Consider the following 22804-nt stretch of genomic DNA (forward strand, 5'->3'; position numbering starts at 1 on the left):
AAGATTAATTAAGCAGTGAGTTGATAGTGTCGACCAACTGTTCAGGATCAAACGGTTTTTTTAACCATCCACTAGCACCTGAAACACGGCCAAGATTTTTTTTGTCTTCATCTGTTTCCGTTGTTAATAACAGCACCGGGGTGAAACGGTATTGCGGTAACAAGCGCAGCATCGTTATGAATTCTGGTCCAGTCAGTTGCGGCATATTAAAGTCACTTAATACCAATTCAAACTGCTGCTCAGTCGCCATATCAATGGCCTGTTTACCATCTTCTGCGCACACCACATCATGGCCTGAATTCTGCAAAATAATCTGCAACATCTGTCTGAGCGAGGGGGAATCATCGACGACTAGAATCCGAGCCATTTTAGTTATTCTCCATTGAATCATTATCGGCAACTGATGGCTGATCGGTCATTTTAAAAGATAGACCGGAAAGACTTACGGCATCCTGAAAGCTATCACTCATCGCAGACCAGTGCACCTCAATATCATATTTCTCTGCCTGTTGCTGAAATTGATAAAGTAATTGTAACGCCGCGGTATCAATACGCTGCAAACGGCTGACATCAATAAAAACGTTATTTCCAGCCAGCAGTATTTTTAAACAGTGCAAATACCAAGACTCCAATTGAGTAATGTTTAGCTGTTCTCCACAATCAAGTTTTTCCGTTGTATTCGTCATTTTTATAGCTTTTTTTAATTACATTTTTTGCCGCAATACAATAAGGACCGGACAAAAATGTCCGCTTGTGAGTTTATACAACCAATGTCATATGCAAATTACCACATAACAAATCTAAGCAGAGACTATGCCATATGCCAGGGTTTATTTATGTTTGCGTGCCCAAAGCATAGCGGTATGTTCATCAGCCAGTCGCTGCTCCAGTTTATGCTGACGTTGCTCGTCTTCTTTTTGATAGCGTTCTTTGAGGGATTCGATAGATCGTTGTTTATTTTTGGCTTCCAGCCAAAGCTGACGTTGTTTTTGGGTCTGCATAAAACACTGTTCGACGTGGCGCTGTTGCATTCGAATAGCGTTATCTAACTGTGCAAGAAATGATCTTAAGTCAATTGCTTTGCGAGCACTCATCTGTACAGCGTCACCTTGGCGAAATTGCTGCAGGTACTCTTCGCGATAACGCAGTAAATCATTAAGCTGATGTTTTTCCTGCTCAAGCACGTTGTTGGCCTGAACCAGGCTCTGCATGGCTTTATCGGTCTCACGACCGGCCATTTCAATTACTGGTATCAGTTTGCTTGCCCGTGTCATATTGCTGTAGCACCCGAATCCGTCGTGTTATCCAAAATTAGAATTTACGTTGCTCCGCTGTCATCAATTGTCCATTTAATTGCTGTGAATTGCTCATCTGGCCAAAAGCCAGTTTTTGCAATGACTGCAGGCTACTGTTCCAATCATGCGCCACATGCATGTCCTGTTTCAACATTGCTGATAACGCCGGAAAACGATTAATGGCTTCATCAATTTGCTGATCGCTTCCTGCCTGATAGGCACCAATGGTAATTAAATCCTGATTCTGCCGGTAAGTAGAATAGATTCGTTTGAATTGCTGGGCCAGCTGCAGTTGTTTGGCATCGACAACCTGCGGCATGACACGACTGATCGACGCTTCAACATCAATCGCCGGATAATGCCCGGCTTCAGCTAACTGCCTGGATAACACTATATGTCCATCAAGTATGGCACGAGCTGCATCGGCCACCGGATCCTGTTGATCATCACCTTCGGTGAGCACCGTATAAATTGCGGTTATTGCTCCACCACCAACTTCACCACTGCCAGCACGTTCAACAAGCTGTGGTAATAACGAAAAAACCGATGGAGGATAACCTTTGGTGGCTGGCGGTTCACCAACTGCAAGGGCAATTTCACGCTGCGCCTGGGCAAAACGTGTCAGTGAATCCATTAACAACAAAACCTGCTTGCCCTGATCGCGAAAGTATTCTGCAATACTGGTTGCCAGCATGGCGCCATGCAACCGCATCAAGGGTGAATGATCGGCTGGTGATGCGACGACCACGGCACGCTTTAAGCCTTCTTCACCTAGAATATCTTCAATAAATTCTTTAACTTCACGTCCCCGTTCACCGATCAATCCCACCACGATGACATCAGCTTCGGTAAAACGCGTCATCATACCCAGCAACACACTTTTGCCGACACCACTCCCGGCAAACAGACCCATCCTCTGACCACGACCAACCGTCATTAACGTATTGATTGCCCGGACACCAACATCAAGATGTTGTCTGACCGGTGCACGGGATAAAGGATTTACTGTTTTCCCATGCAGAGGGACTTTATCTTTTACGTTAAGCGGCCCACGTCCATCAAGCGGTTTTCCGGCACCGTCGACAATTCTGCCTAGTAAAGCGTTACCAACAGGTACCTGAGAATCACTACGGATTGGCCTGACCCGGGCATTAGGAACCAAGCCGCGAATATTGCCGGTAGGCATTAAATACAGTGTTTCATCATGAAACCCTACTACTTCAGCTTCGACAGGTTCTCTGCCAGGAGCATGAATTTCGCAACGACTGCCAATGGAGGCCTGGAATCCAACAGCCTCCAGCGTCAGACCGACCATTCGGGTCAATCGTCCTTCAACGGTAATCGGTGTTTCATGATCTGCTGTCAGTCGCTCCAGCTGATGCTGCAACCTGTCATGCAAAGAGGTTGATTGGTTTGGCGATTCAGCTGGGTTCATGATGGTTGTCTTGGCTTAATAACCGTGAAATCAAATTATTGAGTCGGGTTTCAACGGTGGCATCAATGGTAGTATCTGCCGTCACCAACTTGGCTCCCCCACGATTTACCAGCGGATCCTCATACCATTGCCAGCCGGTATCTTCATCCAGTTTCAAGCCGTTTTTTACCAGCTCCATATCTTCGGGGTTCAGATAAACTTTTAGCTGGCGATCACTGACGGGTAAAACTGCAAGCGCTTCGCGCACAGCGGTCAAAACCATTTCAGGTTTTTGCTGAAGTTCGTGATAAACCATTTGCCGCACCAGCAAACTGATCATCGACAGTAAATCATGTTCAACAATTGAATCAATGCTCTTAAGCGGATTATTCAGACTGTCAATCAAGGCTTTCCATTGTTGAGCCTGTTGCAGAATATCGGCTTCCCCGGCTTTCAATCCTGCTTCATGACCTTGCTGGTAACCTTCATCATAGCCCAGCTTAAAACCTTCTTCCTGCGCTGCCTGCTGAACGGCTTCCAATGCTTCAACGGTTAAAGGGTTGGTATTTTCAGCTTCAACATCTGACACCGATACCACACGAGGAACTTCCCATCGCTCATAGGCATTGGCGAGTTCTTCGGCGGATAAAACGTTAGCATGTTGGGTGGTATAAAGATCATCAGATGAAGTCATCACCACCACCGCTACCTAATGCAATATCACCTTTATCGGATAACATCCGTGCGGTAGACAAAATGGATTTTTGCGCGGCCTCAACATCACTGATACGCACGGGTCCCATCGCTTCAAGATCATCACGTAACATCTCTGCTGCACGCTGGGACATATTTTTAAGAAACTTCTCTTTGAGATTTTCATCAGCACCTTTAAGGGCAAGCTGAAGCTGATCGGTTTGAATTTCACGCATTAATGTTTGCATGCCACGATCATCCACATCAATCAGATTATCAAATACAAACATCAAATCTTCGATGTTCTGACCGAGATCCGGTTCGGATTCTTTGATTTTTTCCATAATGGCTGCTTCACGACTACCCTCAACAAAGTTAAGGATATCGGCAGCTGTTTTAGGCCCGCCAACGGTGGCAGTTTGTCCGCCAGCATTACCGCTGAATTGTTTTTCCAGGATTTCATTCAGCTCATTCAGCGCCGCAGGCTGCACACCATCCAATGTGGCCACCCGCAGCAGAATCGCTGCCTGATCACGTTCTGGAAACATACCAAGCACCTGAGCTGCTTGATCGGGATCGAGAAACGAACAGACTATCGCGACGATTTGGGGATGTTCCAGTCGTATGACTTCATAGATAGCACGAGCATCCATCCATTTTAACTGCTCCAGACCATTGGTATTGCCACCGGAAAGAATCCGATCAAGCAAACCACCGGCACGTTCTTCACCCAGTGCACCAACCAGCATTTTCCGTACATAATCATGAGAGCCAATGCCCAGACCAGTTTCCTGTTCCACCGTGGTGACAAAACTGCCTAATACAGTTTCAACCTCACTACGCGTCACATTGTTCAAAGTTGCCATGGCCTGACCGATTTTCTGAACTTCTTTCGGCCCCATATGCTTAAGCACCTGCGCAGCATCTTCCTCACCTATTGAGCGAAGAAAAACTGCGGCTTTTTCAGTACCAGTTAATTTACGGGGTTGTTCGGCCATTATGCATCACTCGCTGCCCAGTTTTTTACGACCTGCGCAACCAGCGCAGGGTCCTGCTGTACTAAACTGCGAATATTAGTTAAATGCTGTTCAACACGCTCAGAACCAGTCGTCAGTTTAGCAATATCCTCACCGTTTTTACTACTTGCTGCCAATACTTGCTCTGCTGACATTCCCTCGGCATTTTCACCGCTCTGGTTGGCTAACTGTTTATCAGGAGATTTATTCAAATCTCTGAAAGCTGGACGTATCAAACCAAATATTAAGAATAACACGACCAATGCACCCAAGACTTGTTTACCCACGTCCCAAACCCATGGTTGTTCCCACAGTGGGATACCTGGAAGTGGCTCGGCCTCAATCGGAGTTACAAATGGTGCGCTGACAACATTTAAGCTGTCGCCTCGGGCCATATTGAAACCAATTGCGTCCATGACAAGCGTGTTAATACGCGCCATTTGTGCGTCGCTCATTGGTGTGGTGACAACATTACCTTCAGCGTCGGTGGTGGTCGGTTCATCGACCAATACAGCAACGCTCAGCTTACGAATGTCGCCAGGCGCCAGACGGCTATGACTGATGGTGCGATCCAATTCAAAATTACGGGTGGTGCGACGTGAACTTGAGCCAGGTGTAACCGTCTCAGTAGTCGTTTCTCCATCTTCTCCAGCGTTTTCCTGAGCAGCTTGTTCCGGTGCGACACCACCACCAGGAGGTTGATTAGCCAATGCCCCCGGCACTCCCATAGGTCCAAATCCCCCAACGCGCTCTTCTTCAGCAAGTTGTTCACTTCGTAATGCCGCGAGATCCGGGTTATAACTTTCCTGTGTTTGTTCGGTTACCGTAAAATCGACATCTGCCACCACTTGGGCACGCACGCCATTCATGCCAACGATAGGTGTCAAAATATCCTCAATACGACTGATATATAATTGCTCAAGTTTTTGCGTAAACTCTAGCTGGGAATCACTTAATGCCAGACTGTTACTCCGTTCTGGTTGGCTAAGTAAATTGCCACGCTGATCGACTACCGTGACATCTGAACTTTTCATGTTAGGTATGCTGGCCGCGACCATGTGAGTAATAGCCGATATATGGCCACGTTCTAATGTTCGTCCAGAATAAAGATTAACGACCACTGAAGCCGTAGGCGGTTTACGTTCACGTACAAATACCGATTGCTTGGGAATAGCCAGATGCACACGGGCACTGCGAACGTTCTGTAACTCACTCACTGAACGGGCAAGCTCTTGTTCCATTGCACGCTGATAGCGAGCCTGCTCAATAAACTGGCTGGTGCCAAACCCCTGTTCCTGACTGAGGATTTCCATGCCTTGTGCACTACTGCGCGGTAAACCTTCAGCTGCCAGGCGTAAGCGTAATCCCTGAACTTCTGAAGCCGGAACCAACAATGCCCCTGTAGTAGGGTCTAACTTATAATCAATTTGCATCTGTTGCAGCACATTGGCTACTTCAGAGGATTCCTGAGCTTCCATGCCGGAAAATAACACCTGATAAGAAGGTGTTTGTGACCACATAAACACGTAACCGCCAACAGCAATACTGGCTGCGATCGCCAATAAAAACATGATCTGCTTGGTTATGGGTTGGCGGGAAATATTATTTTGCATAACCGCCAACGGAGTGTTGGCAGCAAATGTGTTCGTTTTTGTAGCAGGTGCATTTTCCATATTCAGGCTCTTCAGTTAAACCAACGCCATTAAATCGACATTCTCATGACTTCCTGATAAGCCTCAATCAGCTTATTGCGGACCTGGACCGTGGCTTCAAACGCCACACTGGATTTTTGGGAGGCAATCATGACATCGGTTAAATTGACATTGGGATCACCCAATTCAAAAGCTGTTCGTAACTGACCTGCTGTTTGTTGAGTTTCATTTACTTTATCCACAGCATTTTTCATCAGATCACCAAAATCAACTCTGCCACTGGATAAATTCTGCTCAGCTGGCATTGGCATGGTCTGATTAGCCTGAGTTTGCATGGCCCGCATCTGCGTCAGTAACTGGTTAGGATCAATAGCTTTTATCATGATTATATTCTCGCTTTGTATTGCTTGTTGGGCTGAGTTTGTTTATGCAGACTTCTTGCCAAATTTTCCAGGAATGGCAATGCCCTGTTCACGAAAACGTGAGATTTTGTAGCGTAAGGTGCGTTCACTGATGCCTAATTCTTTTGCTGTCTCCCGGCGGCTACCGCGATGTTTTGCCAGTATGTCGAGAATATGACGCTGTTCGTGACTACGTAAATCATCTGCATTATCGACGGGGCTAACAGTCTCACTCTGCTCTGTAACAGGTGTCGCGTTTAGTTCATTTGTGGTTTGCTGAGCTCCCGATATAGCTTCATATGCCAAATCATCGGCGCTAATGATTGAGCCAGTTTGTAAAATCAACGCCCGTTGCAGAACATTATCGAGTTCCCGAACATTTCCCGGCCAGTTGTGTTGCGACAGTTTTCTTTTTGCTTCACTGTCGAAATGCGGAGCGACCCGTCCACCTTGCTTGCAATGACGTTCGAGTAACTGCTCGGCAAGCGGTACGATATCCTGAGGTCTTTCTCTCAAAGGCAATAACTGCAACGGAAAAACATTCAATCGGTAAAATAGATCCTCACGGAAACGGCCGGCTTTGACTTCATCACGTAAAGTGCGGTTGGTAGTCGCCAGCACACGAACATCAAGAGAGAGGGTTTTTCTGCCCCCCAGACGCTCCACTTCGCGCTCTTGCAATACGCGCAGTAATTTGGCCTGCAATGAAATATCCATCTCGGTAATTTCATCCAGCAAAATCGTGCCTTGATTAGCCTGCTCAAACTTACCAGCATAGGCTTGAGCTGCCCCAGTAAACGCGCCTTTTTCGTAACCAAACAGAGTGGCTTCAAGCATGGACTCCGGAATAGCCGCACAGTTAATGGCAATGAAAGGGCCGTCCTGACGTGGTGAATGCCGGTGAATAAAGCGTGCTAACACTTCTTTACCCGTACCACTTTCACCATTTATCAGAACGGTTGCGTCAGTCTCAGCAACACGTCTGGCCAAGGCCTGTAAATCCACTGATGATTTGGCTGCTGCGACCATATCATCACTGGCTGGCAGTATTCGCACGTAGCGTTGTACCCGCTGCAATAAATCATCAGCTTCAAACGGTTTCATTAAATAGTCGCAAGCCCCTTCGTGCATGGCTTCTACCGCACTTTGTACAGAACCATAAGCCGTCATCAGAACAACAGGTAATGAAGGCAACATCGCCCGGGCTTTTTTCAATAATGTATGACCATCCATCGGTTGCATCTGCAAGTCGCTGAGCAATAAGCCAATCGGTTCATTAGCCAGTTTATCCAAGGCCTTTTGCCCGTGATCGGTCGACGTAACTTTATAGCCCGCAAGTTCCAGCGTGTCGCATAAAGCGGTACGTAAATTGGCATCATCTTCCACTACCATAATCATCGACTGATTCATGATTTGACTCCTGCTTGCATTTGTTCCTGAGAGGTATTAGATGGACGGTAAACAGGCAATCGCAGACAGAACGTGCTGCCTACCCCCTGCTCGCTATCGAGCCAGAGCATACCTTTGTGAGCTCTGGCAACAGACTGCACCACAGCGAGTCCTAACCCGGTTCCTGAAGAACGCGTGGTATAGAAAGGCTGCAGAATCTTGTCGTAATCAGCTTCGGCGATGCCAGCACCATTATCTTCAATACTGATTTCAATAAACTGTTGTTGACCTTCTTCAGCATAATCAGCATGAATGGTTATTTTTCCTGTTTCCCCACAGGCCTGCCGGGCATTGTTGAGTAAATTATTCAGTGCACTAACCAAAGCTGGCTGACAGCCATAAATATAACCATCGTTCACCAGATTAATGACATGAACATTGAGCGATTCACTTTCCGGTTGTGCCACAAATTGCTGAACCAGCTCATCAATTAATGCATTCACACTTACCGGAGCAGTGCTATTCATATCACCCCGTGAAAATGCCAACATATTGCGAACCAGCTGTTCCATATGGCTCAGGCTGTCATGTAAACGACGGGCAAATTTTAATTGTGTAGTTTGTTCAGTCTCAGGCTTAAGAAGCGGAGCCAGATATAAAGTGGCCGATGATAAAGGGGTACGAATTTGATGTGCCAGACGTGCGGCCATTTCACCCATAGCCGATAATCTTTGCAGATGTGCAACCTTACGTTGTAACTGACGAGTTTCGGTAACTTCCTGCAAAAGAATAATCTGGCCAGGCTCTTTATCCAGCGGGCTGGTTGAAATATGGACCAGTCGACCATCTGCCAGTGAAACATCATGCCCATCATCTTCTCTGGGCTTGAACGCACGTTTGATAACATCAATCCAGCGTTGACCCGTCAACGGTTCGCCTAATAAATTAATCGCTACCTGGTTACAATCCTGAACCACACCCATTCCATCAATGACCACAACACCACCAGGAATGACGGCAAGCAAACTGCTGAGACGATCTGCAATGCGGCTCTCTGAAGCGGATGTTTTTTTGGAATTTACCGGTGGTGTCCACAAAGGCTTATGTTCAGCGATATCAACCACATTACGTTTTGTTGGTTGTATTGCCTTTAACGCAACTTTATTTTCACTGTAAGGTGAGGATTCAGGCCATTTGAGGTTCATCTAATTTTGCTCCACTAAAGGGTTTCCAATAGTGAGTTAGCAAAATATATGCCCTATTTTTTATTCTTTATTTTTCAATATGTTATATTAAATAACTTTATTTCAGAGTCAAATTTCAGGCGCTATTTCAGCTGATTTCAATATCCCGTTGAATACCGTATTTTCGCATCTTTTCAACTAACGTCGTTCGGCGCATTTTTAATCTACTGGCTGCATGAGCTACAACCCCAGCCGCTTCATCCAGGGCCTGTTTGATCAGCAGATATTCCAGATTGGCCAGATGTTCCCTTAAATCCAAGCCATCTTCAGGTATGGTATCCATACTTAACAGCGCATCATCAGATTGCTGAAAACCATTCGCTGAAGCTGAAGCATCACTACCATTCGCTTTGGAGGATACTTTAAGCGCAGTGGGTGAGTGTGGCTGGGAATCAATTGCCGATGTAATAACTTCCGGGAGTGGTTCACCCTCAATCTGGTATTTCTCTGGCAGGTCATCAAAGTCTACCGTGCCGTAGGGATATAAAATGACGAGTCTTTCAACCACATTTGCCAGTTCCCGAACATTGCCGGGCCAGGTATAGCGGCATAATGATGCGATGGCCGTCGGAGTAAAGCGTACAGCTCCCCGGTTCTCATGTTCTATTCGCTGTATAAGCTCATGAATCAATAATGGAATGTCTTCAGGCCGCTCGCGTAAGGCAGGCATCTCAATAGGAAAAACGTTTAAGCGGTAAAACAGGTCTTCTCTAAAGCGACCATCACCTATATGAGTTTCGAGATTACGATGAGTTGCAGCAATCACTCTGACATTGGCTTTCTGAGTTTTATTACTGCCTACGCGTTCAAAGGTTCTTTCCTGTAAAACTCTTAATAACTTAACTTGCATAGGCAGGGGCATATCACCGATTTCATCAAGAAACAGTGTTCCGCCTTCAGCCATTTCAAAACGACCTTTACGGGCAGTTATCGCGCCAGTAAACGCACCCTTTTCATGGCCAAATAATTCGCTTTCCAGAAGTTCACCGGGAATAGCACCGCAGTTTACCGGTACAAAAGGTTTATCGCGACGTGAGGAAAAATAATGCAGGTTGCGGGCAACCACCTCTTTACCCGTTCCAGATTCTCCTAAAATCAATACATTGGCTTCTGAATCAGAAACCTGATGTATCATTTTTTGAACCCGTTTCATCTTTGTACTGTTGCCCACCAGCGAACGAAATAACGGTTCTGTTTCAGCTTGATTATCAGCCTGGTTCCTGTAAACCGAAGCTTGTTGGATTGCATTGTTTAGCTGAAGGTATTTGATGGGGTAATTTAAGCTACCGATAGAGCCGGGAAATTCTCTGATTAAAGCTTCTGGATAATCGAGTGTAAAAACCGGGATCCTTGCTTCATGATTAATAAGCTCACGTAATAACTGTTTTGTCGGGCTAACACCACCACAATCCCCAACCAGCGCTAAAGCAATATCATTCAAATCATTAACACTATCAAACCAGTTTTCCATATCATTCACCACGACAGCGTGGCAATTTACGAACGCAATAAGCGTGGAAAGTGTTTCTCGGCGTTGTGGGTCAATATCTATCACCAAGATATTACACGCATTCATAACTGCTCCTGAAGGCAAGCTCTTTCTGAACCTGCTGGTATTACGTTAGGGATTTAGTTAATTCAAGTTAAGCACTTTGCAGTTAGTTGTCAAAAAAATGACACTGTAAATGGGAACTTTTTCAGAAACAAGCGCGCTAACTAATTGGATTGATAAGCCGTTACGGCTTTATGGGTGAATTTTGCATTACGCATTTGAAGTTGTAGAGATTGTTTTCCTTCCTGGCAATGCGCAATCAGTTCATTGTTGGTGTCGATAAGTGTTTGCAGCACTGTCGCCTGACTTTCAATTTCTGGAGAATCGTCATCTAAAGGAAATATCGACTGCAACAGTATTTGCCTTTTTTTATCAATTTCTGGCAATTCATTCCATTGTTTCTGCTTAGCCATAGCCAGCATATTTTGAGTAAGTTGCACCGCTTGGTGCAGGGAGTTAAGTTTATCGCTGAAATGTGTCATAAATGATTAGTGATAATCAGCCGGAATATTATCCCAACCAGCTTTCACTTCCATTAAAAGGCTGCTGACTTCATCCAGAATTGCAACATCATTACTGACATTTGCTTCAAGCAAACGTCGCCCCATATATTCGTACAAGGCATCCAGGTTAGCAGCAACTTCACCACCTTTTTGAGCATCAAGGCTGGTTCGTAAGCCTTGGATAATATTCATGCCCCAAGTAATCTGCCGACTTTTTTCAGCAATATCATTTCGGTCGATACAGCCCTTGGCGGTAGCAATTTTAGATAGCGCCCCCTCCATTAACATCTGAATAATACGATGCGGTGAGGCAAAGTTAACTTCTGACTCTACGGCTCCCCGACCATAACCTTCCAGTGCTTTTTTATTGATCATGTTTTGCATCATCCTAATTTCGCTCTGTGTTACTTATTATTATTCAATGAAGCTAATTGTTGCGTTAAAAAGCTCGACGTATTATTAAGGCTGCTCACCAGAGTATCAAGCGCAGTAAATTGAGCTCGGATTCTGGCTTCTACAGAAATCATTCGATCTTCCATTCGTAAAATCTGGTCATCAATTCCCTCGACTTGAGTCTTCAGACCGTCTTCACGGGCATCAATCAATCCATCGCTGGCTAACCAACCATTGGCAAGGGTTGATAGTTTTGCTGCAAACCCACCATTCTCTGAGGCAAATAAATTGGTAAAAGATTCAAAATCGGTATTCATAATTTCAGTAATACGATCCGAATCAACCTCCATAACGCCCTGTTTATTGATTGAGACACCCGCTTCTATCAGATAACTAAAAGAGGAACCGTCAATTGATGAACCAGCATTTAAAACATCAAAAATTTGCCGTTCTAACGATAAAAGAGTGCTATCAGCTTCCAGCTGTCCATCGCGTTGCTTGTTAATTTCCGTTCGTAAAGCATTGAAGGCAGCTGCAAAGGCTTCAACAGATTCGAGAATTTTCTCATCATCCCGAGTTACACTTAACGTTGAAGAGCCTATAGAAGCAGCATTGATAGTCACACCATCAATAGCGCCCGTAATTGTATTGGTGCTACTACTGACATTAAAACCGTCTATCCGGACAAGGGCATTTTGAGCGGAAGAAATGGCCGCCCGAAATTCCACTCCGCCTTCTGGATTATAGGCTAAGGCAGATAGACCAGCTTCATCAGTATTGCCACCATCACTGTCTGTTACACTTATCCGCAGAGCATTATCTGTTCCGGTTTCTTTAGAAGAGAGAACCAGACGAGCACCATCGTCACCCGTAACAATTGTCGCAGAGACACCGGTGTTATCAGCTGCATCATTAATTGCATCACGTATACCAGCCAAAGTGTTATTGCTACTATCAATCGTGAGATCAAAACTCTCAGCTCCGATACTGATACTCAGTGTGCCTTCACCCACGACCGTATTGGAATCGGTATAGGCTTGAGTGGCAATTTTGTCCCTTTCTGCCAGACTGACCACTTCAATATCGTAATTTCCAGCAACAGCACCATTTGAAACTGAACTGGTAAAAACAGACTCACTTCCACTAGTGGCTTGATATACCTGAAACTTCTCAGGTGAATTAAGATTAGCCATTGCTGATTGGAAATCAGCGACTTTACTCTTTAGCGAGCCATAAGCACTTATCTGAGCATTAATAAATGACTTTTTTGACGTTAAGTTGTCGATAGGCTGACGCTCAATCTCCATCAACTTAGTGACAATATCGTTTACATCTAAGCCAGACCCGATGCCTGGTGCTTGTATTGTAGCCATGATAACGCTCCCGATTAGTGTGTAATTTTAAGCAAATTACACGCCAATCAAACTCTCATCTCCAGCAACATGCCGCGATACTCTTCCAAAGAGCTACGAACGACTAATAACTCTTCAGCGGGTATTTGTCTGATTAATTCATCCGTTTCAGAATCAATCACTTTAATAACCGTATCGCCACTTTTATCATCTACTGAAAATTGTAAAGAACGATTCAAGTTTTGCATGTAGCTATTAAGCTCAACCACTCTCTCCTGAATCGCTGCTAATTGCTCCTCCGTGGCTTCCAGCTGTTTGGATAACATCTTCGGTTGAGCCAATGGATTAACCCGTTGTGTTGAAGCAAGCCCTGAAACAACTTCAGCAGGAACATTACTGCCCTGCTGAATATTGCCAGAATTTGGTAATGACAACGAATCAGTTTTAACTGTTAAATCGTTGGTAGTCATTCCTTCATCCTCCAAGAGTATCGGGTAAGCGTTTCCCGGCTATTTGCCGGGAAAGCCTCCCGGTAACTTATCCGAGTAATGAAAGTGCTGTCTGAGGCAGGGTATTTGCCTGCGCCAGGATTGAAACACCAGCCTGTTGCAAAATTTGCGAACGCGTCAGGTTAGCTGTTTCAGCAGCAAAGTCAGCATCTTGGATACGGCTCCGTGCTGCAGTCAGGTTTTCTGCATAGTTTTGCAGGTTAGAGATAACCGCCTCAAAACGATTTTGCAGAGCACCGTATGTGGCACGTGATTGGTTAACAGTATCCAGAGCGGTACTCAAGTTAGCAAGTGCTCCAGAAGCCGCACCAGCAGTACTTACGTCAATTGTACCTGTTGCCGCCAAATCAGCTGAATAGCCGGCAATAGCAGTCATACTAACAGTTGATACCGACAATTGATTTGTTGCAGCACCACTTGCACCGACTTGGAATGTCAATGAGTTGGCAGCACTCAGTAGACCATTACCGGCAAATTCAGTAGTCTGAATAATACGTGAGATTTCTTGAGTTAACTGGTTAACCTCAGCCTGGATACCTGTACGGTTACCTGTTGTGGCGTTGGCAGACTGTACCGCTAGCTCACGGATACGTTGCAAGTTATTACCAATTTCACCTAATGCACCCTCAGCAGTTTGACCGAGGGAAATACCATCAGATGCATTACGAACTGCTTGGTTGGTACCACGGATATCACGAGTCAGCTGTTCAGCGATGAACAAACCGGCTGCATCGTCTTTCGCGCTGTTGATACGCAGACCAGATGATAAACGTTGCAGTGATTGATTCAGACTGCCTTGTGATGCTTCAAGATTACGCTGTGCATTTAATGATGCCAGATTCGAGTTAACAATAACCGCCATGAGAATTCTCCTAGGCTTTTAAGGGCATTTTGCCCCACTAAACATGGCGGACAGACTGTGGAAAACCCAGTATTTACCGCCTCCGAAATGTTTAGCGACCTGCGATTATTTTTCTTTAATCTTTTTTTCAAATAAACCGGAATCCACCCAAAGCATGTCTTTCCAGGAACTTTGAAGCCATCATAATTAGCCCTGCAATAGGGTTAATGCACTCTGTGGCAAACTGTTTGCCTGTGCCAGAATTGATGTACCTGCCTGCTGCAGGATCTGAGCACGAGTCAATCGGGCTGTTTCAGCCGCAAAATCGGCATCTTCAATCCGACTACGTGCAGCAGTCAAATTCTCGGCATAATTCTGCAGATTAGATATAACGGCTTCAAATCTGTTCTGCAAAGCACCGTAGGTTGCACGAGTCTGGTTAACCGTATCAATATCAGTTGATAATCCTGATAATGCTGCAGATGCATTTGAGGCATCACTGACATTGATTGTTCCGGTTGCAGTTAAATCTAATGAATAACCACCAATACCCGTAATATTAACCGTATCCAGAGTCACTTGGTTATTTGTTGAACCACTGGCACCAACCTGGAAGACCAGAGAGGTTGCCCCACTTAATAGCTTGGTTCCACTAAACTCAGTGGTTTGAACAATACGCGAAATTTCCTGGGTCAACTGATCTACTTCTTTTTGTAAACCGCTGCGATCACCAACCGTGGCGTTTGACGCCTGGATAGCAATTTCACGAATCCGCTGAAGATTGTTGGCTACCTGGCCTAACGCACCCTCAGCAGTCTGTCCTAATGAAATACCATCTGCTGCATTACGAACAGCTTGGTTTGTTCCCCGAATATCTCGAGTAAGTTGTTGAGCCACAAAAAGACCAGCAGCATCATCTTTGGCGCTGTTAACTCGCAAACCAGAGGATAAACGTTGTAAAGCTGTATTCAGATCATTTTGCGAAGTGCTCAGGTTACGCTGAGCATTCAAAGATGCCAGATTACTATTGACGATTAGTGCCATAACACTCTCCCTAATTGAGCGATTCTATTCAGAACCTGCCGGCGTTCCGAACAGGTATGAATTCAACTAAGCAGTGTTCGTGCCAATAATCTTTATTTTTTCAATGTGGTAAGCGTAAACCTAGAAAAATAAAGGGCCAAACAGGCCCTATAGATTTGGTATTAATTTCTTGTCAGAGCCTCAAGCCATTCATCCAGATGATCCTCAAGCATGTAATGCTTGAGAACCCATGCCTTTAACGCTGAACCGGCATCAGCTAATGCCGCTTTATCGGCCAATATTTGCCGGATTGCCGCCACCCATTCATCTACTTGATTTTGCACATAAATAACTGGGGGATTGTTGGTACGATACGGATAAATATCGGTACAGATAACCGGCCAGCCTAATACTCCATACTCTAATAACCGTAGATTACTTTTTGATTCATTAAAAGGATGGAGTTCCAGTGGCGCGATAGCCAGATCCAGATTCAAGCTGGCAAGTTTTGCAGGGTAATCGGCCATTGGTACAAAATGATGATACTCATGGACATAAGGCTTAATATTTTCTGGACACATGCCCATAAATATCCAATCCACCTCATCTGCAGTCGCCTTAACTACTTCAAACATTATGGCCAGATCACCTTGATGTTGCTGCGCGCCGGCCCAACCGACACGAGGCTTTTCGCTTTGATTAGATAACGAAGTGACCGAAAGCCATGGTTCTTTTGGCAAGCGATTAGGAATAACTCTGATATCTTCAATCATACCAGCACAAAGGTCTGCTAAAGGTTGTGTCGAGACAATTAATCTATCCGAAGCTTGCAGCGCGCGCCTCATTCGTGATTTTGCGTCAGCAAAATGACGCTTTATTTCTTTATAGGCTGAACTCTGCTCCGGCACGTTAGTAAGTAAATCATCAATACTATAAACCCGGAAAACCTCGGGTAAAAATTCTTTAAGCTGGTCTAATTGTTTAAGTTGGAGATCATTTAAAGCGGCATGAAACACCACTGTCTCCGGTGCAATGCGAGCATATTCCGAGATCATAATCGGTTTGGTGAAATTATGATTAAATCGATAATATTCACATTGTGCCAATGCTGCATGACTAAGAGCACTAAAAGGTTGAATCACTCTGTAATCACCACTTCCACCAGCTAATGGCAGCCCAAGCACACGATTTCTATCATGAAAATTGGTATCCCAATTAGTGGGCATTTGGGCTTCGATTTGGATTTCTCTGGTTGCAAGAGTCAAATGACGGTTAAAGTAAGGATCATTGGCTATCTGAGGAAGCCACTTTTTCAACATAAATGTTTTTTCACGCAGAAATCTTCGGGAATTTTCGTCAGCTCTTGGAGAAAATTCGCTTATTTGACTGACACTTCCGTGATGGACTAAGACTGTATAAGGAGTCCAAGTCACTAAGTATCCCTTTTCCCGTACCTCTAGACATAAATCAATATCGTTATAGGAAATAGCCAGATTTTCCTCGTCCATACCCCCGACATCATCATAAATAGATTTTCGAATCATCAAACAGGCAGCTGTTACAGCAGAAAAGTTTTGATCTAAATGTGCGCGGTCCATATAGCCTGATTCGTGTATATCCCGCACTCCTAAGAAAAGATGATCCGCAACACTATCCATGCCCAAAATAACACCCGCATGCTGCACTAATCCTGACTCGGGGTAAACTAAACGTGCTCCGACAATGCCAACTTCCGGCCGTTGTGCATGCCTGACCATTCTATCTAACCATTCGGCGTGCAAAATTTCCGTATCATTATTTAAGAACAGTAAATATTCGCCGTTTGCCTCTTTTGCGGCTAAGTTGCTTATTGCTGCATAATTAAATGGGTAGGGATATTCCAGTCGCCTAACCCGCTCACCGTAGTTTGCTTGAAGCACATTAATATATTCCAAAATATCTGGATCTTCGCTTTGGTTATCGACAATAATCAGCTCAAAGTTTGAATAAGTCGTTTTCAGAAGCAGAGAATCAACACATGGTCGGAGATACTCAATTTTATCTTTTGTTGGAATAATGATAGAAACTAGAGGTGATACAGGCCACTCATACTCTACTCGAACGCTATTTTGTGCCAGCCCTGGTTCTAGGTATGCATTTATACCCAAACGCTTTAAATGCTGTTCTACAGCCATCTGCATTGTGGGTTGGTTCATTTGCCCTTGAATCGTTTCTGGAAGGTGAATCAACACATCACTAATATGACCTATTGCAGACGATCCTAACAATTCAAAGGCTTTAAACGTGAGGCCATAATTTTCATGCGCAGGCAACATGTCAAATCCGCCTAAACTTCTGAACAGGTTACTCTCGCACAGCACTAAACCTGCATAATCTTTGCTTCTCAACATATCGAGATTAAAGTCCGGCTTAAACCGTGGAGAGTGCCTTGTTCCATTAGCGGAAATTAAATCATCATCGCTGTAGAATAATTTTTGCTGTGGATATTTATCAATATAGTCTCCCATACTCAAAAATGTATGCGCTTCAAACTGCACACCTGCCGGTACAAACATGGCCCAACCATCTGACTGCTTCATTATCAAATTATTCAGAAAAACGTATGGGTCTTGTTCAGCGGGGAAACTTTGCCACTCCAACACATCCAGCTCATCAAACATCACATCGGGTGCAAGTCCATCAGCAATAACCGTTAGCTTCCAATTGTGATAGAACTGTTTTGCAAGTGAGTCAATGGTATTCGCTAAAAGATTTTCCTCACCCTCAAACATAAACATATACAAATGGAATGTTGGCTGAACTGACCAACTCATCATTCTTTCTGCATGAAGTTGGGCATCGATTTCTAATAAGGCATGATTTTTAATCCAACGTTGATAATCAATATTTAACTGCCACTCATAAATTTCTGATCGGAGTTGAAGTGCAAGGGCTTTTTGCTCGACGATCTGTTTGTGATCAAGCAGGGCTTTCATTAAATCATGGAGCTCAACGGCATCCTCAGGACTGATTGCATTTTTATAGCGCTGAACAATTGCATCGAAGGCCGCTTTACACACAGTGATTAAAAACAGTTCTCTCTCTTCTGCAGAAGAGAAAATATTTCTCCTCTTTTCCAACATTGACCGTGCAATTGACAGTAATGGTAGTCCCGTCTGATTCTGTACAGGAAAAAGTTGACTGTTAATCAGGTCACGGATTTTTTCCGCTTGAGGGTTGATATGCTGCGGCTTAATATTTTTAAAACAAAACTGACAAATTTGCTCAATTTCCTTTTGGTTGAGCAGTACCTCACCTTCAGTGGATAAAATGTCAAACAGTAATTCCTTCAAGGCGGTTTCAGTGAATTCATAGCCTAATGACTTTATCCAGTTAACTAAATCATCCTCTTGAAACAGCGTCAACTGAGCATAGGTGGCCACTTTGAGCACAACCACAAGTACTACTCGTTTTATATTGTCTCTTTTTGTTTCAACGGGCACACCAAAGCTCTCTGCATAACGTTGACCTTCTGTATGAGTCAGCCAGTCCGCCGTGGTCAATAAGCTTCCTGGAGAAAGTTTGAACATGGAGGTCGCAAGTGCCATAAACACGTTTATATGGTTTGGATTGGGTGTTTTTTTGATATACCAATGACGTTCAGCTGGCTCTTCCAAAAAAGCGACATTGTTTTGCACATGCAAAGCCGTCATTTGAGCGTCATGACGTCGCCATACTCCCCCCATTGTGCCGGTATAACAGCCAATACCGTATTTATCTTCTAGTAGTTTCAAGACAAATTGTTCACCTACTTGCTTTAATGGTGACGCCACTAAAGCCTCATATCCATATTGCAAACATTCGGTTCTGAACGCCGCCATATGTAAGGGAACAAAGTTGAATATAGTCAGGAAAGGACCAATAAAAAGAGGACCAGAACGGTCCGGGGAAAAGGGAAAACGATTGTGATCGTATCGCGTTTTCGTTTGCTCGATGTATTGCTGCCAGTTGAAAAAAACAAACGGACTTTCAGGATGAATTTTAAATTGCTCCAGCGCATCCTCAACAAAGTTATGTTCTAGAAAATCATCAGCCTGTAGAAATGAAAAATATTGGCTATCAGCTTGCCGAATCGCATAAATGCTATTGGCTGTGCCACCAATATTTTTTTCATGGACAAACAATGACACTCGAGGATCTTCAAGATAGGGTTCGATCACCTCAAACGTATTATCGGTTGAACCATTATCGTAAATCATTAACTTCCAATGTGGGGAAGTTTGATTGATAACCGACTCAAGAGCCTCACCAATAAAATGTCCATAGTTATAACTGGTGATGCCGATGGTTAATATTCCGTCCTGCTTTATTGTTGTCATTGTTTCTTCCTGAGGTGGTATCTGATGTTGGACTATATGAGTTTACTTTCTCAACAGATAACCATCTGGCGATCCTGTCAGCACTACTTTATGTTCTAATTCTTTATCCATTTCAAACATCAGTCTTTCTCCATCTGCTGCTTCAACTGATTCCGTTTCAAGTTTTTTCAGATAGGCCCAAACAGCCGTTTTGGGATTATTTCCCTTTCCCCAGGGGCGTTGAGACGTCATATCGTCTGGAGCATCCTCTATTACCGTATCACCTACCATGCAATAACTGCCCGGACTCACTAAGGGGGCATAAGCTTCAAGCTCGGCTAAAACATGATCATGCGTATGATTACTATCCAGACACACCATGATCCTTTTGTAATCTTTCGCAAACTCTTTTACCTGAGCAATAATGCTCTCATCAATGCTTGAGCCTTCTAGCATGGTAATTTTTTTACTCAAGGGATGACTGGCCAAAGCGACTTTATTATGGGGTCTGATTTCAACATCTATTCCCAGCACATGGCCTTTGTCTATTTCGTCACATGCTTCCAGAATAGCGAGCATTGATGCACTATGGATCAAGGTTCCTCCCCAAGCGATACCTGCTTCGATTATCAAGTCGGGTTTCACCTTCCAGATAATTTCCTGAAGAGCATATAAATCCTGAGGTATCTGGATTATCGGCACACCTAACCAGGTAAAGTTATAAACATAATCTGCTTTTCCAATGCCAATCTGGTTAAAAAACTCTTGAGAGGCTGATTGTAATGGTTGATTGTCAGGATATTGACGGACACGATCGGTAATATCTTGTTTAAATTGTTCTAACGGCGTTTTTTCCATGCTTTTTTTAACCTTTAATTACAATCGCTATCGTCTATACGTAACAGTACAAAACAAAATCACCAAAAAGCGGGGCATGCTGACGTAAACGGAATTGATATTCTGGAACAAGTTGTCTGACATACTCAGCAATCTCATAAAGATCGCTCGGATAGTGATATACACACAATGCCATTTTGGGTTTATATTTCTTGATCGTTTCTTCAGCGCCCCTGAGGAGAGGCATTTCCATCCCTTCAACATCCGCCTTTAAAAATGTAATGGGTTTTCCTGCAAGATAAGCATCTAAGGTCCATACTGCTGAGCTAATACGCTCATCAATTTCTGTAGCCTCATCTGGAGCCTCAGCTAAACCATGGCGAAGCGGATCATCATTTACAAAAGTACAATTCATACGTCCTTGTTCAGAGGAAAGACCGGCTTTTACTAATGAAACCTTGCTTTCATCAATCGCCCACTCCTGTGATAACCGTTCCATTCTTTTGGTCATGGCAGCAAATTGTTTATAGCCCGGCTCAAACGCATACAGATGTCGGAAAGTCCCCAGGTTTTCCCAAATAAACCTTTCTACACTATCGCCAACAAAAGCACCTGCATCGACAAATATTTCATCAAAATTGCCAGAAAACTCAGGCAAGCCAAAATACATGTCTTTTTCCATCACTTGCAGGCAACTATCAACCGAACCGGTCAACATGGCGATGAGCAAGGCATTAAAGGTTTCGATGGACTTTTCATCCTGAAAAAAATTATCTCTAACACTCGCTAATCTAGCGTAATTTTTTACCACAAAATACCCATCAAATGACATGACAGGGAAATCATAATTGCTCATTTCATCAGCAACCTGTTTCACTACATGTCTTGCTGCAATAAGCATGGCGGAGACTTTTTCTATTTCCGCTTGCTCAGGGTACTTAACTAAAACGTTATGTATTTTTGAACCTGTTTTTCTAGTATCTCTATCTAAAAAACCGTCCACTTTCACCCCAAGGTTCTGCAGATGCTCACACGCCCATGTGCCTACAAATCCAGCACCATAGATCACACCACCATTGATAAAATTTTGATCTATTTCATCCACTAGAGGGGCCAAGTTTTTAACTAGTTCAAGAACATCTTCCGATTTATATTTCATTTCATATTCCATTCTTGGCTTTTAGCATTTATTGCAATCGATAAATAGACCGAGGGGACCAACCCAGGGACAAAGCAGCATTTTCTATTTTTTCAGCATGTAAATATGGAGCGATAACCAGTAATGCTTCCGGCTGAATCTCATTCGGATCGTATATAGATTGCTGCTGAAAATGACTTTTCTGTTTTTGTTTACTGGCATCACACAACCGGTAGTCAATTCCGTTTAATTTCGGCAATAGACTGAATAATTGCGTTGAAAGCCCCCATATTGTCAGTTGAGAATGCTGCTTCGCTAAACTGATAAGTGTCTCTGCCTGGTCGTTCAGCGCACGCTGTGCAGAAGACACATAGTTTGCAATATTATCGGTTAGCTCAAATACAGCCGGGGAAGGACGCTCAGTTTTTTTGGCTAAAATCATCAGCGAAGGATACTCAAATTCCGGCGTCGGCAACATCGCTCTTTGACAGGAAACAATTTCAAAACCATGTAGGTTTAACGCGGTATTCAATGATTGTGCTGAATAATGGTAGATATGTTCACGAATGCCCATCCAGAATGCTGTACCAATCGGTTGTTGGGCATAGTTTTCTGCATCTGGAACCTCAATCAATATATGTCCCTGGTCCATTAAAACGTTATGAGCATTTTTAAGAACAGAATCTAAATCATGAATATGTTCCAAGACATGAAAATACGTCAATAAATGCTGACTGCTAACAGTAAATGGCAACGATAAAGCGCCGCCGGTTTGAAAACTAATGGGTGAATTATCACTGTTATCTTGGCTAACAGGCATGCTTTTTAAATCCACATCCACACCAATGCAGTTGGCTTGCCAACCTTGTTTATTTAGCCATTGCAAAAACCCGCCCCGACCACACCCAATATCCGTAATAGGTGTGTGTTCCAAACCAGCCTTCGCTAAAAAATCATAGTAGTGCTGATATTTAGTCACATTTGCAGGCGAAGTAATATCAAAATGGTCATTTTCAAAATAACTACATTCATTGGCATAAAATTGAGCCAGAGTCTCATCATCAATATTTGCGACATAGACTAATCCGCAGTTATCACAGCTATGCCATTGTGCGGTATAGTTAAAGATTGATGCATCAAGACCACTATATTCCCAATCGGTCAAATGATGGGTCTCTGCCAGGCAAGCTGGACAAATTTCATCTTTTCTCACGT

At 43.9% G+C, this 22804-nt stretch carries 21 protein-coding genes; all 21 read right to left on the reverse strand.

Annotated elements, in window-relative coordinates:
- Positions 1–4 precede the first annotated feature (4 nt).
- Positions 5–367, reverse strand: a complete 363-nt coding sequence (locus B3S93_RS14935; RefSeq protein ID WP_292356281.1) for a response regulator — start codon at positions 365–367, stop codon at positions 5–7.
- 1 nt (position 368) lies between these two features.
- Positions 369–686, reverse strand: a complete 318-nt coding sequence (locus B3S93_RS14940; protein WP_292749209.1) for an STAS domain-containing protein — start codon at positions 684–686, stop codon at positions 369–371.
- Between the two features lie 144 nt (positions 687–830).
- Entirely contained in the window at positions 831–1274 is a 444-nt protein-coding gene (gene fliJ, locus B3S93_RS14945; protein ID WP_292749214.1) for a flagellar export protein FliJ, read from the reverse strand.
- A 37-nt stretch (positions 1275–1311) separates the two neighbouring features.
- On the reverse strand, positions 1312–2730 hold the full coding sequence (gene fliI, locus B3S93_RS14950) for a flagellar protein export ATPase FliI (protein ID WP_292749217.1): 1419 nt from the start codon (positions 2728–2730) through the stop codon (positions 1312–1314).
- The gene (locus B3S93_RS14955; protein WP_292400816.1) at positions 2717–3403 is read right to left on the reverse strand and encodes a flagellar assembly protein FliH; all 687 of its coding nucleotides are present in this window, start codon (positions 3401–3403) and stop codon (positions 2717–2719) included. Before B3S93_RS14955 ends, fliI begins: the two co-directional genes overlap by 14 nt.
- Positions 3390–4400: a flagellar motor switch protein FliG gene (gene fliG / locus B3S93_RS14960; protein WP_292400819.1), complete on the reverse strand. Its 1011-nt coding sequence runs from the start codon at positions 4398–4400 to the stop codon at positions 3390–3392. The genes B3S93_RS14955 and fliG overlap by 14 nt, the downstream gene beginning before the upstream one ends.
- Positions 4400–6091, reverse strand: a complete 1692-nt coding sequence (gene fliF, locus B3S93_RS14965) for a flagellar basal-body MS-ring/collar protein FliF (RefSeq protein WP_292400821.1) — start codon at positions 6089–6091, stop codon at positions 4400–4402. The genes fliG and fliF overlap by 1 nt, the downstream gene beginning before the upstream one ends.
- A gap of 29 nt (positions 6092–6120) precedes the next feature.
- Positions 6121–6453 (reverse strand): flagellar hook-basal body complex protein FliE, encoded by a 333-nt coding sequence (fliE, locus tag B3S93_RS14970; RefSeq protein ID WP_292400824.1) that lies wholly within the window; start codon positions 6451–6453, stop codon positions 6121–6123.
- A 42-nt stretch (positions 6454–6495) separates the two neighbouring features.
- A complete protein-coding gene (locus B3S93_RS14975) occupies positions 6496–7881 on the reverse strand; it encodes a sigma-54-dependent transcriptional regulator (RefSeq protein ID WP_292400827.1) in 1386 nt (461 codons plus the stop codon).
- Positions 7878–9065, reverse strand: coding sequence for a sensor histidine kinase (locus B3S93_RS14980; RefSeq protein ID WP_292400829.1), 1188 nt, complete (start codon positions 9063–9065; stop codon positions 7878–7880). Before B3S93_RS14980 ends, B3S93_RS14975 begins: the two co-directional genes overlap by 4 nt.
- Before the next feature lie 127 nt (positions 9066–9192).
- On the reverse strand, positions 9193–10680 hold the full coding sequence (locus B3S93_RS14985) for a sigma-54 dependent transcriptional regulator (RefSeq protein ID WP_292356261.1): 1488 nt from the start codon (positions 10678–10680) through the stop codon (positions 9193–9195).
- A gap of 140 nt (positions 10681–10820) precedes the next feature.
- Positions 10821–11138, reverse strand: a complete 318-nt coding sequence (locus B3S93_RS14990) for a flagellar protein FliT (protein WP_292749222.1) — start codon at positions 11136–11138, stop codon at positions 10821–10823.
- A 6-nt stretch (positions 11139–11144) separates the two neighbouring features.
- Complete coding sequence (gene fliS / locus B3S93_RS14995; RefSeq protein WP_292356257.1) at positions 11145–11534, reverse strand: flagellar export chaperone FliS; 390 nt, start codon at positions 11532–11534, stop codon at positions 11145–11147.
- Positions 11535–11563: 29 nt separating this feature from the next.
- The gene (gene fliD / locus B3S93_RS15000; protein ID WP_292400834.1) at positions 11564–12925 is read right to left on the reverse strand and encodes a flagellar filament capping protein FliD; all 1362 of its coding nucleotides are present in this window, start codon (positions 12923–12925) and stop codon (positions 11564–11566) included.
- A 47-nt stretch (positions 12926–12972) separates the two neighbouring features.
- Positions 12973–13374: a flagellar protein FlaG gene (locus tag B3S93_RS15005; protein WP_292356253.1), complete on the reverse strand. Its 402-nt coding sequence runs from the start codon at positions 13372–13374 to the stop codon at positions 12973–12975.
- Between the two features lie 67 nt (positions 13375–13441).
- Positions 13442–14275: a flagellin gene (locus tag B3S93_RS15010; RefSeq protein ID WP_292400836.1), complete on the reverse strand. Its 834-nt coding sequence runs from the start codon at positions 14273–14275 to the stop codon at positions 13442–13444.
- Between the two features lie 186 nt (positions 14276–14461).
- Positions 14462–15298, reverse strand: coding sequence for a flagellin (locus B3S93_RS15015; RefSeq protein WP_014707546.1), 837 nt, complete (start codon positions 15296–15298; stop codon positions 14462–14464).
- Positions 15299–15459: 161 nt separating this feature from the next.
- Positions 15460–19635 (reverse strand): glycosyltransferase, encoded by a 4176-nt coding sequence (locus B3S93_RS15020; RefSeq protein WP_292400839.1) that lies wholly within the window; start codon positions 19633–19635, stop codon positions 15460–15462.
- 42 nt (positions 19636–19677) lie between these two features.
- Entirely contained in the window at positions 19678–20472 is a 795-nt protein-coding gene (locus B3S93_RS15025) for a cephalosporin hydroxylase family protein (RefSeq protein WP_292356246.1), read from the reverse strand.
- A gap of 34 nt (positions 20473–20506) precedes the next feature.
- Positions 20507–21610 (reverse strand): FkbM family methyltransferase, encoded by a 1104-nt coding sequence (locus B3S93_RS15030; RefSeq protein ID WP_292400843.1) that lies wholly within the window; start codon positions 21608–21610, stop codon positions 20507–20509.
- 28 nt (positions 21611–21638) lie between these two features.
- Positions 21639–22802 carry a class I SAM-dependent methyltransferase gene (locus tag B3S93_RS15035; RefSeq protein WP_292400847.1) on the reverse strand — a complete coding sequence of 388 codons (1164 nt, stop codon included), beginning with the start codon at positions 22800–22802 and terminating at the stop codon, positions 21639–21641.
- Positions 22803–22804: the final 2 nt, after the last annotated feature.

Source organism: Methylophaga sp. UBA3613, assembly GCF_002375415.1.
Classification (GTDB): Bacteria; Pseudomonadota; Gammaproteobacteria; order Nitrosococcales; family Methylophagaceae; genus Methylophaga.